General features: G+C 59.7%; 17 protein-coding genes and 1 riboswitch. Of the genes, 10 read left to right on the forward strand and 7 right to left on the reverse strand.

All coding sequences use genetic code 11. The features are described from left to right. Positions 1-128: 128 nt before the first annotated feature. Positions 129-1,319 carry a sporulation protein YqfD gene (gene yqfD / locus ABVS15_RS12605; RefSeq protein ID WP_369284035.1) on the reverse strand — a complete coding sequence of 397 codons (1,191 nt, stop codon included), beginning with the start codon at positions 1,317-1,319 and terminating at the stop codon, positions 129-131. Further along, positions 1,312-1,605, reverse strand: coding sequence for a YabP/YqfC family sporulation protein (locus ABVS15_RS12610; RefSeq protein ID WP_369284036.1), 294 nt, complete (start codon positions 1,603-1,605; stop codon positions 1,312-1,314). Before ABVS15_RS12610 ends, yqfD begins: the two co-directional genes overlap by 8 nt. 125 nt (positions 1,606-1,730) lie before the next feature. On the opposite strand from ABVS15_RS12610, the gene ABVS15_RS12615 reads away from it, so the two are divergent. From ABVS15_RS12615 to ABVS15_RS12660, 10 genes are all read left to right on the forward strand, one after another. After that, positions 1,731-2,639 (forward strand): sporulation protein, encoded by a 909-nt coding sequence (locus ABVS15_RS12615; RefSeq protein WP_369284037.1) that lies wholly within the window; start codon positions 1,731-1,733, stop codon positions 2,637-2,639. A 151-nt stretch (positions 2,640-2,790) separates the two neighbouring features. Then, entirely contained in the window at positions 2,791-3,039 is a 249-nt protein-coding gene (locus ABVS15_RS12620) for a helix-turn-helix domain-containing protein (RefSeq protein WP_369284038.1), read from the forward strand. After that, positions 3,036-3,734: a ComF family protein gene (locus ABVS15_RS12625; RefSeq protein ID WP_369284039.1), complete on the forward strand. Its 699-nt coding sequence runs from the start codon at positions 3,036-3,038 to the stop codon at positions 3,732-3,734. The genes ABVS15_RS12620 and ABVS15_RS12625 overlap by 4 nt, the downstream gene beginning before the upstream one ends. A 134-nt stretch (positions 3,735-3,868) precedes the next feature. Further along, positions 3,869-4,894 carry a rod shape-determining protein gene (locus ABVS15_RS12630; protein ID WP_369284040.1) on the forward strand — a complete coding sequence of 342 codons (1,026 nt, stop codon included), beginning with the start codon at positions 3,869-3,871 and terminating at the stop codon, positions 4,892-4,894. Between the two features lie 297 nt (positions 4,895-5,191). Next, positions 5,192-6,541 (forward strand): APC family permease, encoded by a 1,350-nt coding sequence (locus tag ABVS15_RS12635; RefSeq protein WP_369284041.1) that lies wholly within the window; start codon positions 5,192-5,194, stop codon positions 6,539-6,541. A 202-nt stretch (positions 6,542-6,743) separates the two neighbouring features. After that, positions 6,744-7,214: an NUDIX domain-containing protein gene (locus ABVS15_RS12640; RefSeq protein WP_369284042.1), complete on the forward strand. Its 471-nt coding sequence runs from the start codon at positions 6,744-6,746 to the stop codon at positions 7,212-7,214. A gap of 77 nt (positions 7,215-7,291) precedes the next feature. Continuing rightward, entirely contained in the window at positions 7,292-7,684 is a 393-nt protein-coding gene (locus ABVS15_RS12645; protein ID WP_369284043.1) for a DUF3783 domain-containing protein, read from the forward strand. Then, on the forward strand, positions 7,681-8,112 hold the full coding sequence (locus ABVS15_RS12650; RefSeq protein ID WP_369284044.1) for a DUF523 domain-containing protein: 432 nt from the start codon (positions 7,681-7,683) through the stop codon (positions 8,110-8,112). Before ABVS15_RS12645 ends, ABVS15_RS12650 begins: the two co-directional genes overlap by 4 nt. A gap of 80 nt (positions 8,113-8,192) precedes the next feature. Continuing rightward, positions 8,193-8,368, forward strand: a riboswitch (Lysine riboswitch). A 65-nt stretch (positions 8,369-8,433) separates the two neighbouring features. Beyond that, positions 8,434-10,050: a Na+/H+ antiporter NhaC family protein gene (locus ABVS15_RS12655; RefSeq protein ID WP_369284045.1), complete on the forward strand. Its 1,617-nt coding sequence runs from the start codon at positions 8,434-8,436 to the stop codon at positions 10,048-10,050. A gap of 394 nt (positions 10,051-10,444) precedes the next feature. After that, positions 10,445-11,830, forward strand: coding sequence for a TrpB-like pyridoxal phosphate-dependent enzyme (locus ABVS15_RS12660; RefSeq protein WP_369284046.1), 1,386 nt, complete (start codon positions 10,445-10,447; stop codon positions 11,828-11,830). A gap of 138 nt (positions 11,831-11,968) precedes the next feature. Here the strand turns inward: ABVS15_RS12660 and ABVS15_RS12665 are convergent, their stop codons facing one another. From ABVS15_RS12665 to ABVS15_RS12685, 5 genes are all read right to left on the reverse strand, one after another. Next, the gene (locus ABVS15_RS12665; protein ID WP_369284047.1) at positions 11,969-14,260 is read right to left on the reverse strand and encodes a polysaccharide pyruvyl transferase family protein; all 2,292 of its coding nucleotides are present in this window, start codon (positions 14,258-14,260) and stop codon (positions 11,969-11,971) included. 21 nt (positions 14,261-14,281) lie between these two features. Next, positions 14,282-14,788 carry a cytidine/deoxycytidylate deaminase family protein gene (locus ABVS15_RS12670; RefSeq protein ID WP_369284048.1) on the reverse strand — a complete coding sequence of 169 codons (507 nt, stop codon included), beginning with the start codon at positions 14,786-14,788 and terminating at the stop codon, positions 14,282-14,284. A 51-nt stretch (positions 14,789-14,839) separates the two neighbouring features. Beyond that, entirely contained in the window at positions 14,840-15,850 is a 1,011-nt protein-coding gene (locus tag ABVS15_RS12675; RefSeq protein WP_369284049.1) for an XdhC family protein, read from the reverse strand. A 358-nt stretch (positions 15,851-16,208) separates the two neighbouring features. Beyond that, positions 16,209-17,123: an SPFH domain-containing protein gene (locus ABVS15_RS12680; RefSeq protein WP_369284050.1), complete on the reverse strand. Its 915-nt coding sequence runs from the start codon at positions 17,121-17,123 to the stop codon at positions 16,209-16,211. Further along, positions 17,124-17,570 (reverse strand): NfeD family protein, encoded by a 447-nt coding sequence (locus tag ABVS15_RS12685; protein WP_369284053.1) that lies wholly within the window; start codon positions 17,568-17,570, stop codon positions 17,124-17,126. Positions 17,571-17,590: the final 20 nt, after the last annotated feature.

The raw sequence follows: 17,590 nt of genomic DNA on the forward strand, positions 1-17,590 counted from the left end.
AAGGAACGCGCCTTGAAAGAGAAGTATTCCCCAAAAGCGCTCCAGAGAAAACACTGTAAAGGGGTACGAATTAGAAGAAAAACGCAAAAAGTGATCTGAAAAGCGGCGTAAAGCCACTGGAGGGCCGGTTATTCCGCCGCCGCTTCCAGCGGCACGGTGCGGCCGATTTCCTCCACGCACTCCGCCGTCAGCGTGACGCGTAGCACGTCGCCCGATTGCCGGGAGGAAACAAGGGTGGAGCGGATTTCTCCGTCATCTCCCATCAAAGAGGCGAGATACGCGGTGAGCGCCGTTTCTCCTGCGGCCTCTGTCTCCTGGGCCGAGCGGGTCCGAACCGTGGGCTCGAAGGGACGGTAAGTCTCCGTCTCCACCGTCACGGGCAGGGACAGACCGAACAGGGATACCCGCTGCCGTGTGACCATTTTATCATAGAATGCCCCAAAATAGCTACTGTTTCCATAGAATTTTATCCGCTGGGTTCCGAGAATCAGGGACCGGCGCGTCTCCTCCTTCCCGGCGGCGCTCGTTTCCGATATTGTCAGGGGGAAATTAGCCTCCAGCCGATACCAGGTTCGGGCGGTGATGGAGCCTGCCGCCGTGGTAATCCGCGCGCCAAAAGTGTCCAGGTCCTCAATGCCGGAAATTAAAAGCTGGTCCTTTTCCACCGTGTCGCCGACACTGACGCACTTTTTTCCCAAAAAGGCGTGAACCTCCAGAATAAGACCGTCCCGCCGGGCCGTCACGTTACTGGGGACACGGCGGTCCACCGGCTCCGGCGCGGCAACCCGCTCCCGCACCTGCACATAGGCCCGGCAGCCGGAGACATTGACCGTCAGCCAGCTCAGGTCGGGGATTTCCAGAAGGATATGATTGCGTAAATCCTCTCCGTCGATGGAAAAGCCGAAGGTGCCAAAGCCCACGCCGTTTTCTTCCAGTGCCCGCAGAATTTTCTCCTCCGGCACCGTCACCGCGCCGTCCACCGTAATTTCCCAGATGAAAAAGCTGCTGAAAAACAGCCCCAGGGCGCAGAGTACCAGTCCCGCCGCCAGCGCCTGCCGGCGGAGGAACTTCCCAACGAAAAAGGGAGCGCCCTCCCGCTTCTGCACATGAAGTGTGCAGTCCAGATTCCGGATCAGCAGACGCAAAACCCGGAAGTCTCGCCGGGAGAGAACGCACAGGAATGTGTCGGCGCTTTCCCAGCGTACGTCCCACAGCTCCAGCCTCCGCTGGGCGCACAGATTCAAAATCCGCTCCGGGAAGGGGCTTTCCACCCGCAGCCGCACCTGCCCCCGCAGGCGGTTTACCAGCTCGTCAAGCATCCGTTTTCACCCATTCCACCCGCTCCACCGTTCCGCCGATGCGCAGCTCTTCCCCCGTCAGGGCCTCCAGCGTCAGGCTCCGGCCGGAGACGCGCAGAATTCCACAGGGGGTATTGACGTCAATGCACTGGTCGCTGTAAGCCAAAATGCCGCTGTGGTGCTCCACAAACAGCCGCCTGTCTCCGATCATTTCCAAATGGCACAGTCCCGCCACCACGTCGCCGGGGAGGTCAAACAGCTCCGCCAGCTCCGTCAGCGGCGTGTCCCGCCGCTTGCGCTTTTCCATCGTCTCACCTCGCTCAACTCTATGAGCGAGATGGAGAAAACTTGCCGGAGGGCAAGCCTTTTTCCATCGAATGGCAGGCATGACCAAACTTTCCGGCGCATAGTGTGTCCCGAGGGGGCGGTGGGTTGAAAAAGAGGGCGGTATTGTGTCTTGCGGCGGCGCTGGGGCTGGCGGCGCTGCTGGCGGACGCGGAGGGAGTTCGCCAAAGTGTGAGCGAGGCGCTTTCCCTGTGCGCCGGGACGGTGATTCCCTCCCAGTTCCTCTTTCTCGCCGCCACCTCTTTGTTGGTGATGCTGGGGGTGGGCGAGGTGCTGGCGCCCCGGCTGGAATTTCTGATGTGGCCTTTGTTCCGGGTGGATGGGGCAGGGGCAGCGGCGCTGCTTTTGGGCCTTGTGGGGGGGTATCCCATCGGGGCCAGAACCACGGCGGAGCTGTATCAGGAGGGGCTGCTGCGCACCGACGAGGCGGAGCGGCTGCTGGCCTTTTGCAACACGGCAAACCCGGCGTTTCTCATCAGCGTGTTGGGCGCGGGGGTGTTTGGCAGCGTCCGGACGGGTGTGTGGCTGTGGCTGATTCATATTCTCTCCGCCCTGTTGACGGGGATTTTATTTCGCCGAGGAGCAGAGCGAAGAAGCGGGTCGCGGCGGCGGATTACGGCCCGTGCCGTTCCGTTTTCTCAGGCCTTGGTGCAGTCGGTGCGCCGGGCGCTGGACTCCATTCTGGGCATCTGTGCCTTTGTCGTTGTATTCTATGTGCTGGCCCGGCCCCTGCGGGGCCTGCCCGGACTTGGGGGTGCGGCGGCGGTGGGCTTTGTGGAGCTGTTTTCCGTCATCCCCCAACTCACTGCCAATCGGGCTGGATTTGTTCTGGCGTCGGTGCTGGCGGGCTGGGGAGGCGTATCGGTGCTGTGCCAGACCCTGGCAGTGCTGGCAGACAGCGGCCTTTCCACCCGTAATTGTCTTGTGGGCAAGGCAGTGCAGGCGGGCATCGCCGGTGGGCTGGCGCTGCTTGCAGCGGGGTATGTATTGGGTTAAAGTTCCTGTTTCCGGGGGAGCCGCGCTTTGTGGGGCGGTTTCCCCGGAATGCTATTTTTTTATTTTTTAAAAGATTACCCAAATATCTGATTTTAAGATAATGAGTGAATATCTTATTTCGAGATATATATACTCCCGGTAGGTGATAAACATGAGAAATGAAATTCTGAAATATGAGCGGATTCGCAGTCTGCGGATTGACCGGGGACTGACGCAGAGAGAGGTTGCGGAAGTGCTGCACGTAAAGCAAAACACATATTGCCAGTACGAAATTGGCGTGCTGAATTATCCGCTGGACGTGGCGGTTCGCCTGGCGGAGTATTACGGGGTCAGTGTGGATTACCTGGTAGGGCTGACGGACGAGCCGTTGCCCTATCCCCGGGGACGGAGAACGAGATGAAGGCGCTGGGAGCGGTGCTGGACCTGTTGTTTCCGCCTAAATGCCCTTTCTGCCGCCGGGTTTTAGACCATACGGGCGTTTGCGGAGCCTGCGAAAAGGTCCTGCCATGGACGGAAGAGGAGACGGGCCTGCACAAGGGAGCGGGTGGTCTTATCTGTGCCGCGCCGCTTTTTTACGAGGGCCCGGTGCGGCAGAGTCTGCTGCGCCTGAAGTTTCACGGAGAATCGCATCTGGCCGGGCCGCTGGGCACGCTGATTGCCCGCTGCGCGGCGGAGCGGTTTTCGGGGGAATTTGATACCGTGACGTGGGTCCCGGTGGGGCCGAAACGGCTGCGGGAGCGGGGCTACGATCAGGCCCGGCTGCTGGCGGAGGCCGCCTGCCGGGCGTGGGAGGTCAGCCCGGAGCGGCTTTTGGAGAAAATCGGGGACAACCCGGCCCAGTCGGGCCTTGCGGATTCCGATGCCCGGCGGGCCAATGTGCTGGGGATGTATGCCGTCCCATTCGCCGCACAGACGGAGGGGCGGCGCATCCTGCTCGTCGATGATATTTGCACCACCGGGGCAACGCTGACGGAGTGCGTCCGCACGCTGAAGGAGGCCGGTGCGGCGAGCGTGGTCTGCGTAACAGCGGCCCTTGGAAGGCCGGAAAAAGAGCCGTCGGGAAATCAGGCGAAAAAGGGCTGGAAATTTTCATAATTTACAGAATGTACTTGCAATCCGCCGTCTTCGCCGATATAATGTACCCGTATGATTGTGTGCGGCGAAAGCCGCTTCTCATAATTTTCAAAAGAACGGCAGAGAATACTGCGGAAAGTGCATGAGGTGGAGGCATGGCCATGGCAAGGGATATCGGTATCGATCTCGGTACCGCTTCGGTTTTGGTATACGTCAAGGGCAAAGGAATTGTGCTGAACGAACCCAGCGTGGTGGCGCTGGATAAAAATACGGGGAAGCTGCTTCAGGTTGGGTCGGACGCGCAGGCCATGCTGGGCCGTACCCCGGGCAATATCATCGCTATCCGTCCTCTGCGCGAGGGCGTGATTTCCGACTATGACATGACGGAGCGGATGCTCCGGGAGTTCATCCGGAAGGTGGCGGGCTTTTCCTTTTTCAAGCCCAGAGTGATTATCTGCATTCCCTCCGGCATCACGGAGGTGGAGGAGCGCGCCGTCATCGACGCGGGCATTCAGGCCGGCGCACGGAAGGTGTATCTCATTGAGGAGCCGGTGGCCGCGGCCATTGGCGCTGGCATCGACATTGCTAAGCCCGACGGGCATATGGTGGTGGACATCGGCGGCGGCACCGCCGACATTGCCGTAATTTCCCTCAGCGGCATTGTGGAGTCCGCGTCCATCAAGGTGGCGGGCGACCAGCTCAACGAGGCCGTGGTGAAATATATGCGCCGCAAGCACAACCTGCTGGTGGGCGAGCGGACCGCCGAGGATATGAAAATCAAAATCGGCTGCGTTTTCCCCAAGGAAGAGGAGGAGACGCTGGACGTGAAGGGCCGGTGCCTGCTGACGGGCCTGCCCAAGGTCATCACCGTCAGCTCCACGGAGATGATGGACGCCTTTGAAGAGCCGGTGGAGCGCATTATGGAGGCGATCCACTCCGTTTTGGAGCGCACGCCCCCCGAGCTGGTGGCGGACATTTCCACCAACGGCATTGTCATGACCGGCGGTGGCAGTCTGGTTTCCGGATTTGACAAGCTGGTGGCCGCCCGGACGGGCATCCACACCATGGTGGCGGAGGATGCCATCTCCTGTGTGGCCCTTGGCACCGGTAAAAGTCTGGAGGAGCTGAACAACATGCAAGACGGCACCCAGAATCTGAGCCGTCGCCGCCAGATGAACTAAAAAGCCGAACGGCTTTGCCGATCGGGCTTTTTAGACGGTTAAAGAATCAGCCTGCGTTTTTCAAACATAAGGTCCGCCGCCTCTGGGCGGCGCAGGGCAGGGCCCCGGGGAGTGAGTTTCCCGGGGCCCTGAATTTTTGCCCTTGACCGGGGCATGGCGGAAAAACGGCGGGGAGATAGATTTTAAAAAATAGGGTAAATATAAAAAAGTATCTTGCGAAATATACAATAGTCTGCTATGCTAAATAAGTTAAATTGTATAAATTCAACACTTTAAAGCAAATAAACGGAGGAAAACATGGAAAACGGATTAGAAAAAAAGTACGGCCTGCCCACGGCCATTTGCATGGTGGTGGGAATCGTCATCGGCTCCGGCGTGTTCTTCAAGGCGGAGGCGGTGCTGGTGCAGACCGGCGGGAACATGCCGCTGGGAATTCTGGCGTGGCTGATTGTAGGCGCAATCATGATTGTGTGCTCCTATGTGTTCGCCACCATGGCCACCCGGTATGAAAAGGTCAACGGCGTGGTGGATTATGCCGAGGCAACGGTGGGAAAGCGGTATGCGTATCTGATGGGCTGGTTTATGGGCACCATCTATACCCCTGCCCTCACCAGCGTGCTGGCGTGGGTTTCCGCCCGATATTTTTCCGTGCTGGTGGGCTGGGACATCACCGGCGGGTCCTGCCTTGTGCTGGCCTGCTTTTTCCTGTGCGCGGATTATGCGCTGAACGCGCTCTCTCCCCGCATCGCGGGAAAGTTTCAGGTTTCCACCACCGTGATTAAAATGGTTCCTCTGCTGCTGATGGGCGTGGTGGGCGTCGTCGTGGGTCTTGTCAACGGGCAGATGGCGCAGAACTTTGCCACCATCTCCGCAGCCACGGTTTCCTCCGGCGAAGGGCTGATGAAGGCCACCGTGGCGGTGGCGTTTGCGTATGAGGGCTGGGTGCTGGCCACCTCCATCAACGCGGAATTGAAGGATGCCAAGAGAAATCTTCCCCGGGCGCTGGTGCTGGGGTCCTTCGTTGTGGTGATTACCTATATCCTGTATTACATTGGCCTCAACGGTGCGGTGACCACCGAAGAGCTGATGGCCAGCGGGCAGGCCGCCGCGAAGATGGCCTATCAGCGGGTGTTCGGCGAGGCTGCGGGCACCGTGGTGTTCGTGCTGATTGTCATTTCCTGCCTTGGAACGCTGAATGGCCTGATGCTGGCGAACTGCCGCAGCTTTTACGCGCTGGCCGCCCGGGGACAGGGCCCCAAACCCGAGATGTTCCGGCAGGTGGACCCGGTGACCAACATGCCCAACAACTCCGCGATTTTCTCCTTGCTGTTCGCCGCGTTCTGGCTGCTGTATTTCTACGGGGCCAACCTGACGGCGGGCTGGTTCGGGCCCTTCTCCTTCGACTCCTCGGAGCTGCCCATTATCACGCTGTACGGCATGTATATCGCCATGTTTATCCAGTTTATGCGCAAGGAGCGGACGCTGGGCGCGTTCAAGCGCCTTGTCATGCCGGCTTTGGGGCTGTGCGGCTGCGGCTTTATGGTGTATGCCGCTTTTGCGGGCTATGGTGTCAAGGTGTTTTACTATCTGGTGGTTTACGCGGTGTTTATGCTGGTGGGCAACTTCTTTTACCGCAAAGACGCCTGAGTGCGGCGCCAATTTTAAACGGTTTCCGCCGGTCCGGGTAAAGGGCGCGCCGATTGGGCGCGTTTCACCGGGACCGGCGGTTTTGCCTTGCCATTTGCTGGGAATGAGGTATAATAATAACAAAGCGGCTATGATGCATGGATCCCACAATGGCAATGTGGGCCTGTGAGATAATTGATAAAAAGGACTGTGGGGGGATTTTGTGTTAAACACCACGCTGTGCTATCTGGAGCGGGGGGACGAATACCTGATGCTCCACCGCGTGAAAAAGAAAAACGACTTGAACCACGACAAATGGATTGGCGTGGGCGGAAAGTTTCTCGAAGGGGAAAGCCCGGAGGAGTGCCTTTTGCGGGAGGCGAAGGAGGAGACGGGGCTGACCCTGACCAGCTGGCGCTATCGGGGGCTTGTGACCTTCCTCTCCGATGAGTGGGAAGGGGAGTATATGCACCTGTTCACCGCCGACGCGTGGACGGGGGAGCAGACCGTGTGCGACGAGGGGGACCTGCAATGGATCGGAAAAAAAGATTTGCGCAGGCTGCCTCTGTGGAGCGGGGACAACATTTTTCTTGACCTTTTGGAGTCCGACGCGCCCTTTTTTTCCTTAAAGCTGCGCTACGAGGGACAGACACTGGCGGAAGCCGTATTAAATGGTATGCCCTTGGCGCTTTAACGAGGAAACGGGAAGGGCGCGTTCTGAAAAATCACCGGATTTTCCGGTGAAGGCTGAATTTGGAAAGGAGCAAAGGCATGGGTACGATTTTGCTGTACGGCTTTGAGGAGCTGAACGATATTCTGGTGATTAAGGCCGCCGTGGGACCCTTTGGGGCGGAGGTGAGGCCCGTCTTCCGGGACGGATGGCGTACGCCTGTGGGTGCGCTGGCTGGGCGGGAAACCCGACCTGCCCGGGAGGGCGTATTCTCCGGAAAGTTGGGGGGCCAAATGATGGTTTTCTGCGATTTGGAGCAGCAGTTGGACGGGCTTTTGACCGCCCTGCGCCAGGCGGGCGTGGGCGCAGGATGCTATAAGGCGGTGCTGACCAAATGGAATCAGGAGTGGGACGGCATCGCCCTGTTTACGGAGCTTCAGCGGGAGCGACGGGAGATTGAGGCCCGCAAGCGGGAGCAGGCGGAGAAGAAATGAAGCTACTGGTTTCTGCATGCCTGCTTGGCCTGCCCTGCCGGTACGACGGCGGGGCCAAGCGCCTTGAGGGGATCGGCGCGCTGCTGGAGCGGCACGAATGTGTTCCGGTCTGTCCGGAGCAGCTGGGCGGACTGCCAACGCCCCGCCTGCCAGCCGAATGTCGGGAGGGGCGCGTTTTCACCCGGGAGGGCGCTGATGTGACGGCGGAATTTGAAAGAGGAGCGCAGGCCGCGCTGGAGCTGGCGCGGCTGTTTGGCTGTGAGGCGGCGCTATTGAAGGAGCGCAGCCCCTCTTGCGGCTGCGGTGTGCTTCACGACGGATACTTTTCCGGCGGACTGACCGCCGGAGACGGCGTGGCTGCGGCGCTTTTAAAGGCGGAGGGCATTCCTGTATACGGGGAGTCCCGTTTGGAAGAACTGCTGGGCTGATGGGTGGAAAATTGGGGGAATCGGCGGATTTTTGCCGCAAATGGTTGACTTTTATAGAAGCTTTGCTATAATCAAACGTATTGCATGATAGAGGTGCGACAGTCAAAAGTAGCGTTTCCCAAACAGGCTTAGAGGGGGAGACGGGAAAGGGACTGCCGCCGAGGCTTTGTTTCCCGGGGCCTGACGGGGACGGAGTCGGTTCGTCGGAGAACATCCGCCGGACTGTCGCCCTGCGGGGCGGAGCGCTGTCGTGATTCGTACGGGTTTGAGGTATGAAGTCATGACGCTTGGTCATGACTTTATTTTTTTGGAGGAGCTTCCATGAGGAACAAACCCTGCCGAAAGGCGGCACTTCTTGCCGCCGCGGTGTTGGCCCTGCTGACCATTCCGGTTCTGGCCGCCGGGGAGGGAACCGGTGCGTCCCCCGTGTTTTACGAGACGATCTGGTCCCTGCTGCCCCCGGTGGTGGCAATTGCGCTGGCCCTTGTGACCAAGGAGGTCTATTCCTCACTGTTTCTGGGTGTTCTCACCGGCGGGCTGCTGTGGTCCGGATTTTCCTTTGAGGGGACTGTCACACACGTGTTTCAGGACGGAATCGTCTCCGTCCTTTCCGACGGCTATAATGTGGGCATCATTGCGTTTCTGGTGATTTTGGGAGCCATGGTGAGCCTGATGAACCGGGCGGGCGGCTCTGCGGCCTTTGGCCGCTGGGCGCAGAAGAACATCAAAACCCGGGCGGGCGCACAGCTTGCCACCATTGTTTTAGGGATTCTGATTTTCATTGACGACTATTTCAACTGCCTTACTGTGGGCAGTGTGATGCTCCCCGTAACGGACAGCCACAACGTCTCCCGGGCGAAGCTGGCCTATCTGATCGACGCAACGGCCGCGCCGGTTTGCATCATCGCACCCATCTCCTCGTGGGCCGCCGCCGTCAGCGGCTTTGTGGAGGACGGGTCTGGCCTTGCGCTGTTTATCCGCGCCATCCCCTATAACTATTACGCCCTGCTGACCATCGTCATGATGATCGGCTTGGTGGTACTGAAAGCGGATTTCGGCCCTATGGCAGTCTATGAGGCCAATGCGGACAAGGGAGATCTGTTTTCCGGGAAAAACCCCTACGCCGCGGAGGATGAAATCAACGTATCGCAGAACGGCACCGTGGCGGACCTGGTGGCGCCCATCGTGGTGCTGGTGATCTTCTGCGTCATGGGGATGATTTATTCCGGCGGATTTTTCTCCGGGGTGAGCTTTGTGGATGCTTTCTCCGGGTCTGACGCATCCGTGGGCCTACTGCTGGGCAGTGCCTTCGGTCTGGCGTTTACGATTGGGTTTTACCTGCTGCGCCGCCGGCTGAGCTTTAAGGAAATGATGGACTGCATCCCGGAGGGCTTCAAGGCCATGGTTCCGGCCATCCTGATTCTCACCTTTGCGTGGAGCCTGAAGGCCATGACCGATTCTCTGGGCGCGCGGGAGTTTGTGGCCGCCGTGGTGCAGAACTCTGCCCAGAGCTTCCAGCTTCTGCTGCCCGCCATTGTGTTTGTGATCGGCTGTCTGCTGGCTTTTGCCACGGGCACCTCCTGGGGCACCTTCGGCATTCTGATTCCCATTGTGCTGAGCGTGTTTCCGCTGGAAGGCGGCAATCCCCTGAGCATCATCTGCGTCTCCGCCTGCATGGCTGGCGCGGTGTGCGGGGACCACTGCTCTCCCATTTCCGACACCACGATCATGGCCTCGGCAGGGGCCAAGTGCGACCATGTGAGCCATGTGTCCACCCAGTTGCCCTACGCCGTCACTGCGGCGGTGGTGAGCTGCGTGACCTATATCGTGGCAGGCACCTTTGCAACCGCGGGAATTGCCCCGTGGCTGGCGCTGCCAGTGGGGATTGTACTGATGCTGGGGACGCTGGTTTTTGCGGCATATTTCAGGAAAGCTTAAAAAATCAGTTGACAAACCGCAGCGCGGCGGGTATACTACGCTTTAATTACAACAATTACAACAAACTGAAGCGCCGGAGTGAGTACCCATATCCGAGCCCGGTATAGAGAGCCGCTGACGGTGGAAATGCGGCGCGGGCAGATTTGGCGAATGGACCGGCAAGGGTGAACCGAACGGCGGAAGCTTAGTAGGGGAGACGGGGAGGGCGCCCCGTTAAAAAAGGCCGGCACATGACAGTGTGCTGAAAAGTGGGCGCGGATACCGCGCCAAGCCGGGTGGCACCACAGGAGTGAAATCGCTCTTGTCCCTGCAAGTATTTGCAGGGACAAGGGCTTTTTTTATTTTTTGTTTGGCCGATGATTCGGTCGAATGCTTCAGAAAGGAAGGGAACACTATGGAACGCAAAGTCCCGTACAAAACCTATTTGACCGAACAGGAGCTGCCGAAGCAGTGGTACAATGTGCGCGCGGACATGAAGACCGACCACCGCCCCATTCTGCACCCGGGCACGCTGAAGCCCGTGACGCCCGCGGATATGACGCCCATTTTCTGCGAGAAGCTTGTTGGGCAGGAGCTGAACGCCACCGACCGCTTTATCGACATCCCCGAGGTGGTCCGCGATTTCTACAAGATGTACCGTCCCTCTCCGCTGGTGCGGGCCTACTGTTTAGAGAAAGCGTTGGACACTCCGGCGAAAATCTATTACAAGTACGAGGGAGGCAACACCAGCGGCAGCCACAAGCTGAACTCCGCCATCGCGCAGGCGTATTACGCCAAGGAGCAGGGCCTGAGGGGCGTCACCACCGAGACGGGCGCGGGACAGTGGGGAACCGCCCTGTCCATGGCCTGTGGCTATTTTGGGCTGGACTTAAAGGTCTTCATGGTCAAGGGCTCTGCGGAGCAGAAGCCCTATCGCAAGGCCGTGATGGAAACCTATGACGCGTCCGTTATCTCTTCCCCCTCGGACACCACAGCGGTGGGCCGCCGGATGCTGGAGGAATTTCCGGGTACCTCCGGAAGCCTTGGCACCGCTATTTCCGAAGCAGTGGAAAAGGCCACCACCACAGAGGGCTACCGCTACGTGTTGGGCAGCGTTTTGAATCAGGTGCTGCTGCATCAGTCCATTATCGGGCTGGAGACAAAGGCGGCCCTTGAGAAGCTGGATGAATATCCCGATATCCTCATCGGCTGCGCGGGCGGCGGGTCTAACCTTGGCGGGCTGATGGCCCCCTTCATGGCCGATAAGCTGACAGGAAAGCAGGCCCCGCATTTTATCGCGGTGGAGCCTGCGTCCTGCCCCTCCCTGACCCGGGGCAGATTTGCCTATGATTTCTGCGACACGGGAAAGGTCACGCCGCTGGCTAAGATGTATACGCTGGGCTGCGGCTTTATCCCGGCGCCCAACCACGCGGGCGGGCTGCGTTACCACGGCATGAGCCCCATTCTCTCCCAGCTCTATCACGACGGATTTTTGGACGAAGCCCGCTCCGTCACGCAGACCAAAGTTTTTGAAGCGGCTAAGCTGTTTGCGAAGGTGGAAGGCACGCTGCCTGCGCCGGAGTCGGCCCACGCAATCCGGGTTGCCATTGACGAGGCCATCCGGTGCAAAGAAGCGGGGGAAGCCAAAACCATTGTCTTTGGCCTTACCGGAACCGGGTACTTTGACATGGCGGCGTATATGTCTTACCACGACGGCAGCATGACCGATTATATCCCCACCGACGAGGATTTGGCCCACGGATTTTCCTATATTCCCAAGCTGCCGGGGATTCAGGAGTAACGCAGGTTTAGTTCCCTTAGGCTATCAAGAACCGGCGATGTGCCCCAGACCATGAACGCTGGAAAAAGCCCCCTGCGCAACGAAAGCTGCGCAGGGGGCTTTGTTCTTTATTTTGTGCTGCTGGGCTGAGGAACGGCCTTATTTCAGCTTGGATTTGATTTTTGCCTTTGCCTCCGGGCTGAGGGCTCTGGCGGCAAGCCGTACCGGCAGGGAGGGCAGGCGGAGAAATTTCTGCCGCACCTGATCAAAGGGCTGCAAGGCGTAGGCCGCGAAAAACGCCGCCCGGTCCCCGGGCTGGGCGATGGGAGAGGCCAGCCGGGGATTTCCCGCCACGGCCCTCTCCGGTGAAAAGGGCTGCCGCCCAAGGGGAAGACGGTCAAAAATATGGCTGGCGTGGGCCGTATTCACAATCAGGAGAGACACGCCCTTTTCCTGCTGGTCGCAAAGCTCGTCGGGCCGCAGGCCCCAGAAGTCTCCAAGAGTGAAATCCCCCGTCCGGGACAGGGAGGTATACGGACAGCGGTGGCAGCAGGGGCGCAGAAACAGCGCCCTGCCGAATGCCCGGCCCCACTCTGTCTGGAACAGGGGGGAGGAATCCGCCGATCCGTCCTTATAAAGCAGGGTAAAGTGGCTGTTCTTCCAGCCCGCCACCTTGTTGCGAAAGCGCACAGTTTGCAGTGAGCGCCGCCGATGGCTTTCGATGGAGCGAACCATGTCCGCCCACACGCCGGGGGAGGGAACGCCCTGACACACCACGTCGCAGGTGGTGAGATTTTCCGGACGGTGGCCCAGAAAATGATACAGTCCGTCCACCTGGCAGGGTGTGCCGGAGAAAAGCACGGGCCGGGACTTTAAAAGCTCCCGAATCTCCCGGTATACGCCCCGCAGGTCGCTTTGTACGTATTTTGCCCCCCGGAGATAGCGCAGATCCTCTGGTGCAAAGCAGGCAATGTGCCGCAGGCGCTGTTTGTCGTCCAGCGCCGCGCCAAACACCACGCCGCCGCTTTCCAGTGCGTCCGCCGCGATGAGGGAGAACACGCCGCCGGAGGTGGAGTCCTTGCGAATCACGTCGTCCCGGTTCCATGCGGCGAACACCGCCGGGAGGGGGCAGCTCTTGGGCGGGTGAAGCGGCGGGCAGACCGCCGTGCAGCGCCCGCAGTGAATGCACTTTTCAGGGTCGACCAAGGGGTAAGAAAAGCCCTCCCGGTCCGGTTCCATGGAGATGGCGTCCTTTGGGCAGACGGAGGCGCAGGCGGTGCAGCCCGTGCAGTCCGCCCGACCGACAAGCTCCGGTAAATCCGAGCCACTTTCGGCCTTTTCTGGGGTGGGAATCGGCTCGTTCAGCAGCGCGGCGCGGAGATACTCCAGAGAAGCCTGCCGCTCTGCCTCCAGCCGCCCGGTAGCGGCGGACCAGTCCACGGGGTCCGCCAGCCCGGCGGAGTCACCCTTTCCGATAATGCGGTCTGCAAGGCCCAGTCGGTCCAGAAGGCTGAAAATCCGGGACTGCTCCGGCGCGGCCAGCTCCGCCGGGGAAACGGCGGTAAAAAACGGCTTTTGAAACTGCACGGAAAACACGGTTCCGTGGAAGGAGTTGGTACACACATAGGCCGCGTGGCGGAACAGACCGAGAAATTCTGCAGGCCCTGCGGAGAAGACGCACTCCGCCTTCGGGTGGACCTTTTGCCGCAGACCGCAAAGCTGGACCACGGGAAGTCCCGTCTCCTCCTGCAAGCGGCGGATATAGGGCTCCAGCGGGCCGGGGGCGCTGATGCAGTAGCACAGAATGTAGCCGGCAGGCTGCTTTGGCTCCGCCGAAAGGGCGGCCCAGTCCTCCTGCTGCAAAAGCAGCGTAGGGTCCAGCACCACGGGGGCCTCCCGCCCGCCAACCTCACGGAGAATGGCCTGACCACGGGCCTCCCGGGCGGAAAGGTGGGAAAAGTCATCAAGATACCGGCGAAGCTCCTCCTCCATCCCGTCGGGGATGCGGGGAATGCCGAAGGAGGGTGCGTAGGCAATTTTCCGTCCGGCTGTAAAGCGGCTGAAAAACACCGGGTCAAACCGCCCGTCGGGGAAAATTTTTGGGTTCCAGATCTGATCGCTGCCGGAGAGGTAGACGTCGCAATCAGGCGCGCTTTCGAGTTCCCGCAGGCTTTCGTACCGCCGCTCCGTAATCTTCAGATTGCGGGCGGAAAAGTCCTCAAACCGCTGATACCGCTCGCGCATGGCGGAGTAGTGAAGTGCGGTGTGCGCATTTGCCGCGGCGGAGGAAAGCCCCCCAGCGTGGCGGAACAGGTCGTTATTCTGATTAACGTAATAGTTAAAAATTTCGCAGGAGCTTCCGAGCTGTTCCACGGCCCGCTGCGTGGCGCAGGCCTGCAAAACCGCACCATAGTGATGGATATGAAAAAAGGTGACAAGGCCCGTTTTCAAGTGACGGCCTCCTTCCTGAAATTACTGCTGAGAGGACGGCTCCTCCATGGGGCCGAAGTCGGGAAAGTCATCCTCGGCGATCCAATCCTCCACGGGGACCATGTCGAACTCCGTTTCCGTCCGCCGGATGACCACCCGTTCAAGCCCGGAGTTAATCACCTGCCTGCGGCACATGGAGCAGGAGGTGGCGTCGCCCAAAAGCTCGCCGGTCCGGGCGTCCCGGCCCACAAGGTACAGTGTTCCGCCCACCATGTCCCGCCGGGAGGCGGAGATGATGGCGTTGGCCTCGGCGTGGACGCTGCGGCACAGTTCATACCGCTCGCCCCGGGGGACCTTTGCGGCTTCCCGGGTGCAGTAGCCCATGTCCACGCAGTTTTTCCTGCCCCGGGGCGCACCGTTGTAGCCGGTGGAGATAATCTCGTCGTTTTTCACGATGATGGCTCCGTATACCCGGCGCAGGCAGGTGGCCCGCTCCAAAACAGTCTCGGCGATGTCCAGATAGTAATTTTCCTTGCTGATACGATTCATAGATATCCTCCGTGAAGTCCGGCGCGTTCGCCGGAGATTGAAAAGGCCTGCTTAAATGTCGGATTCCCCCTGCCGCCGGAGGTCCAGCCCCGCCCGGACGGCGATCAGCTCCGCCGCCACGGAGATGGCAATTTCCTCCGGGGTCTGCGCCCCAATGGAAAGGCCGATGGGCGCGTGAAGCACGGCGTATTCCTCAGCAGTGAAGCCCTCGTCCAACAGGCGCTTGCGGCACAGAGCCAGCTTTTGTTTGCTTCCGATGCAGCCGATATACCGCGCGCCGGAGCGCAGGGTTTGAGAAAGCACCTCATAGTCTGCGTTGTGGCCCCGGGTCATCACAACCACATAGTCCCGGGGGGCAACGGGGATGTCCAGCCGTTCAAAGTCGCACACCTGAACCTGCTGGGCTGTGGGAAGAAACGCGGGGTCGGCAAATTCCGCCCGGTCGTCGTACACCGCGCAGCGAAAGCCGAGGGGATACAGCGCCGACACCAGCGCCCGGGACACATGCCCCGCGCCGAAGATGTGAACCCATCCTGATTGGGACACGGGGACGGAAAACCAACCGCCGTCCGTCAGCATAGGTCCGTCCCCCAACAGGGGGGCAAGCACGGGGTCAATTTCGTCCGCCCCGGAGAGGGCGCGGACCTCGGCCATGCGGCTATCGTCCAGCCGCAGGGCCAGCCATGCGTCCTGTCCCCGGGCGTGGGCCTCCTTGAGCGTGCGGAAAGCGGACAGGGCCGCTTCGTCCTCGGGGGAGATATAGTGGAGCTGCACAGTCACATCGCCGCCGCAGATCATTCCAAGGCTGTGGTCGCTGCCCTGAATGAAGCGGTAGTCCCGCCGCTGGTCCTCGCCTGATTTCAAAATCTCCACTGCCAGCTTCTGTGCTTCAAACTCCACGTTGCCGCCGCCGATGGTCCCGGCGGAGCTTCCGTCCGGGAGAACCGCCATCATGGCCCCGGCACCCCGGGGCGTGGACCCGGCGGAGGATAAAAGGCTTACAAGGCAAACAGGCTGCCCGCTCTCCAGTCCGCGGATCAGCGCGTTCCAAAACTCCCGCATAAGGCTCCTCCGTTTCGTCTCTGTGTATTTCGGCCAAATGTACCGCAGGGTACATCGCGGCCGTATCATCAGCTTCGTCGTATGCGCCCGCGATTCCGCGACCGGTGCGCCGCAGGCGCAGATTCAGGATCATATTATTGCCGCCCTGCACCAAGCGCGTTCAAGCATATTTAACATATGTAATAGTTGTCCTTGGCTATTATATCAGCTTTTTTCCCGTTTGAATATGAAAAAACGGAAAATAATCAAGTCTGCCTCAAACTTACCAGGCGGAGTGCGAAAAACCGGGAGGCCTGCGCTCTCGCAGACCTCCCCGTCAAGATTATGGAATTAGCGCGCAATCCTGCTTTGCGGATGATTATTTCGCGGCCTCGTCGCTCTCCAGCAGGGCCTTTGCGCTGGAGGCAAGCCCCGCCAGACTCTGAATCTCGGAGGGAATGATAATTTTTGTGGCCTTTCCGTCGGCCACCTTCACCATCGTCTCCAGCGAGCGGAGCTTGATGACCTGATCGTTGGGGCTGGATTCGTTCAGCAGGCGCAGCGCGTCGGCCGTGGCCTGCTGAACCTTCATAATGGCCTCGGCCTCGCCCTCGGCGTGGAGAATAGCCGCCTGCTTTGCCGCGTCGGCCCGCAGGATGGCGGACTGCTTTTCACCCTCTGCCACCAGAATCTGGCTCTGCTTCTGGCCCTCGGCCTGAAGAATGGCCTCGCGGCGCTCCCGCTCCGCCTTCATCTGCTTTTCCATGGCGTTCTGAATTTCCTTGGGGGGAAGAATGTTCTTCAGCTCCACCCGGTTTACCTTGATACCCCAAGGGTCCGTGGCCTCATCCAGAATGGCGCGCATGCGGGTGTTGATGATGTCGCGGGAGGTGAGGGACTGGTCCAGTTCCATGTCGCCGATGATGTTTCGCAGGGTGGTGGCGGTGAGGTTTTCAATGGCGTTCATGGGACGCTCCACACCGTAAGTATACAGCTTGGAATCGGTGATCTGGAAGTAAATAACGGTGTCGATCTGCATGGTGACATTGTCCTTGGTAATGACGGGCTGGGGCGCAAAATCCGCCACCTGCTCTTTCAGGGACACACGTTTCGCCACTCGCTCAATAAAGGGAATTTTAAAATGCAGGCCCACACCCCAAACGGTGCGGAACGCGCCCAGGCGCTCCACCACAAAGGCTTTGGATTGCTGAACGATGACAATGTTGCTGACGATCAGCAGTAAGACAAGAACCACCAGGATAATCAGGGCAATGCTTTCAATACGAATAGGCATTTAATTGACTCCTTCCAAAATTTTATTTTTCTCCACAAAGAGCTTCACACCCTCCATTTTGGATACGGTAACAAGACTGCCTACGAGAAAAATCGTGCCGTCGCTGCTGCGGGCCGTCCAGGTCTTGCCGTCCACATAGACGGCGCCGGTGGCGTTTTCATTGTCCACGGTTTCCGTCACCTTGCCCGTTTGGCCGATCACCCGGTCCAGATTGGTGGGAACGGCCTTGGTTACCCGCATTTTCCGCACCAGCGGGCGGGTGGCGGCCAGTGCGGCGGCAGATACCACAAGAAAAAGCGCAAACTGAACGGGCACGGACGCGCTCAGCATTGCCGCAATCAGCGCAGCCAGTGCTCCCGCCACGAACCAGATGGACACCAGCCCGGCGGTGGCGGCCTCTGCCACGCCGAAAAGCACAATGGCACCCAGCCAAATCCAAATCATCATTGTAAAAAACCTCCTTTGGA

This window comes from Oscillibacter sp. GMB15532 (assembly GCF_041020825.1).
GTDB lineage: Bacteria > Bacillota > Clostridia > Oscillospirales > Oscillospiraceae > Oscillibacter.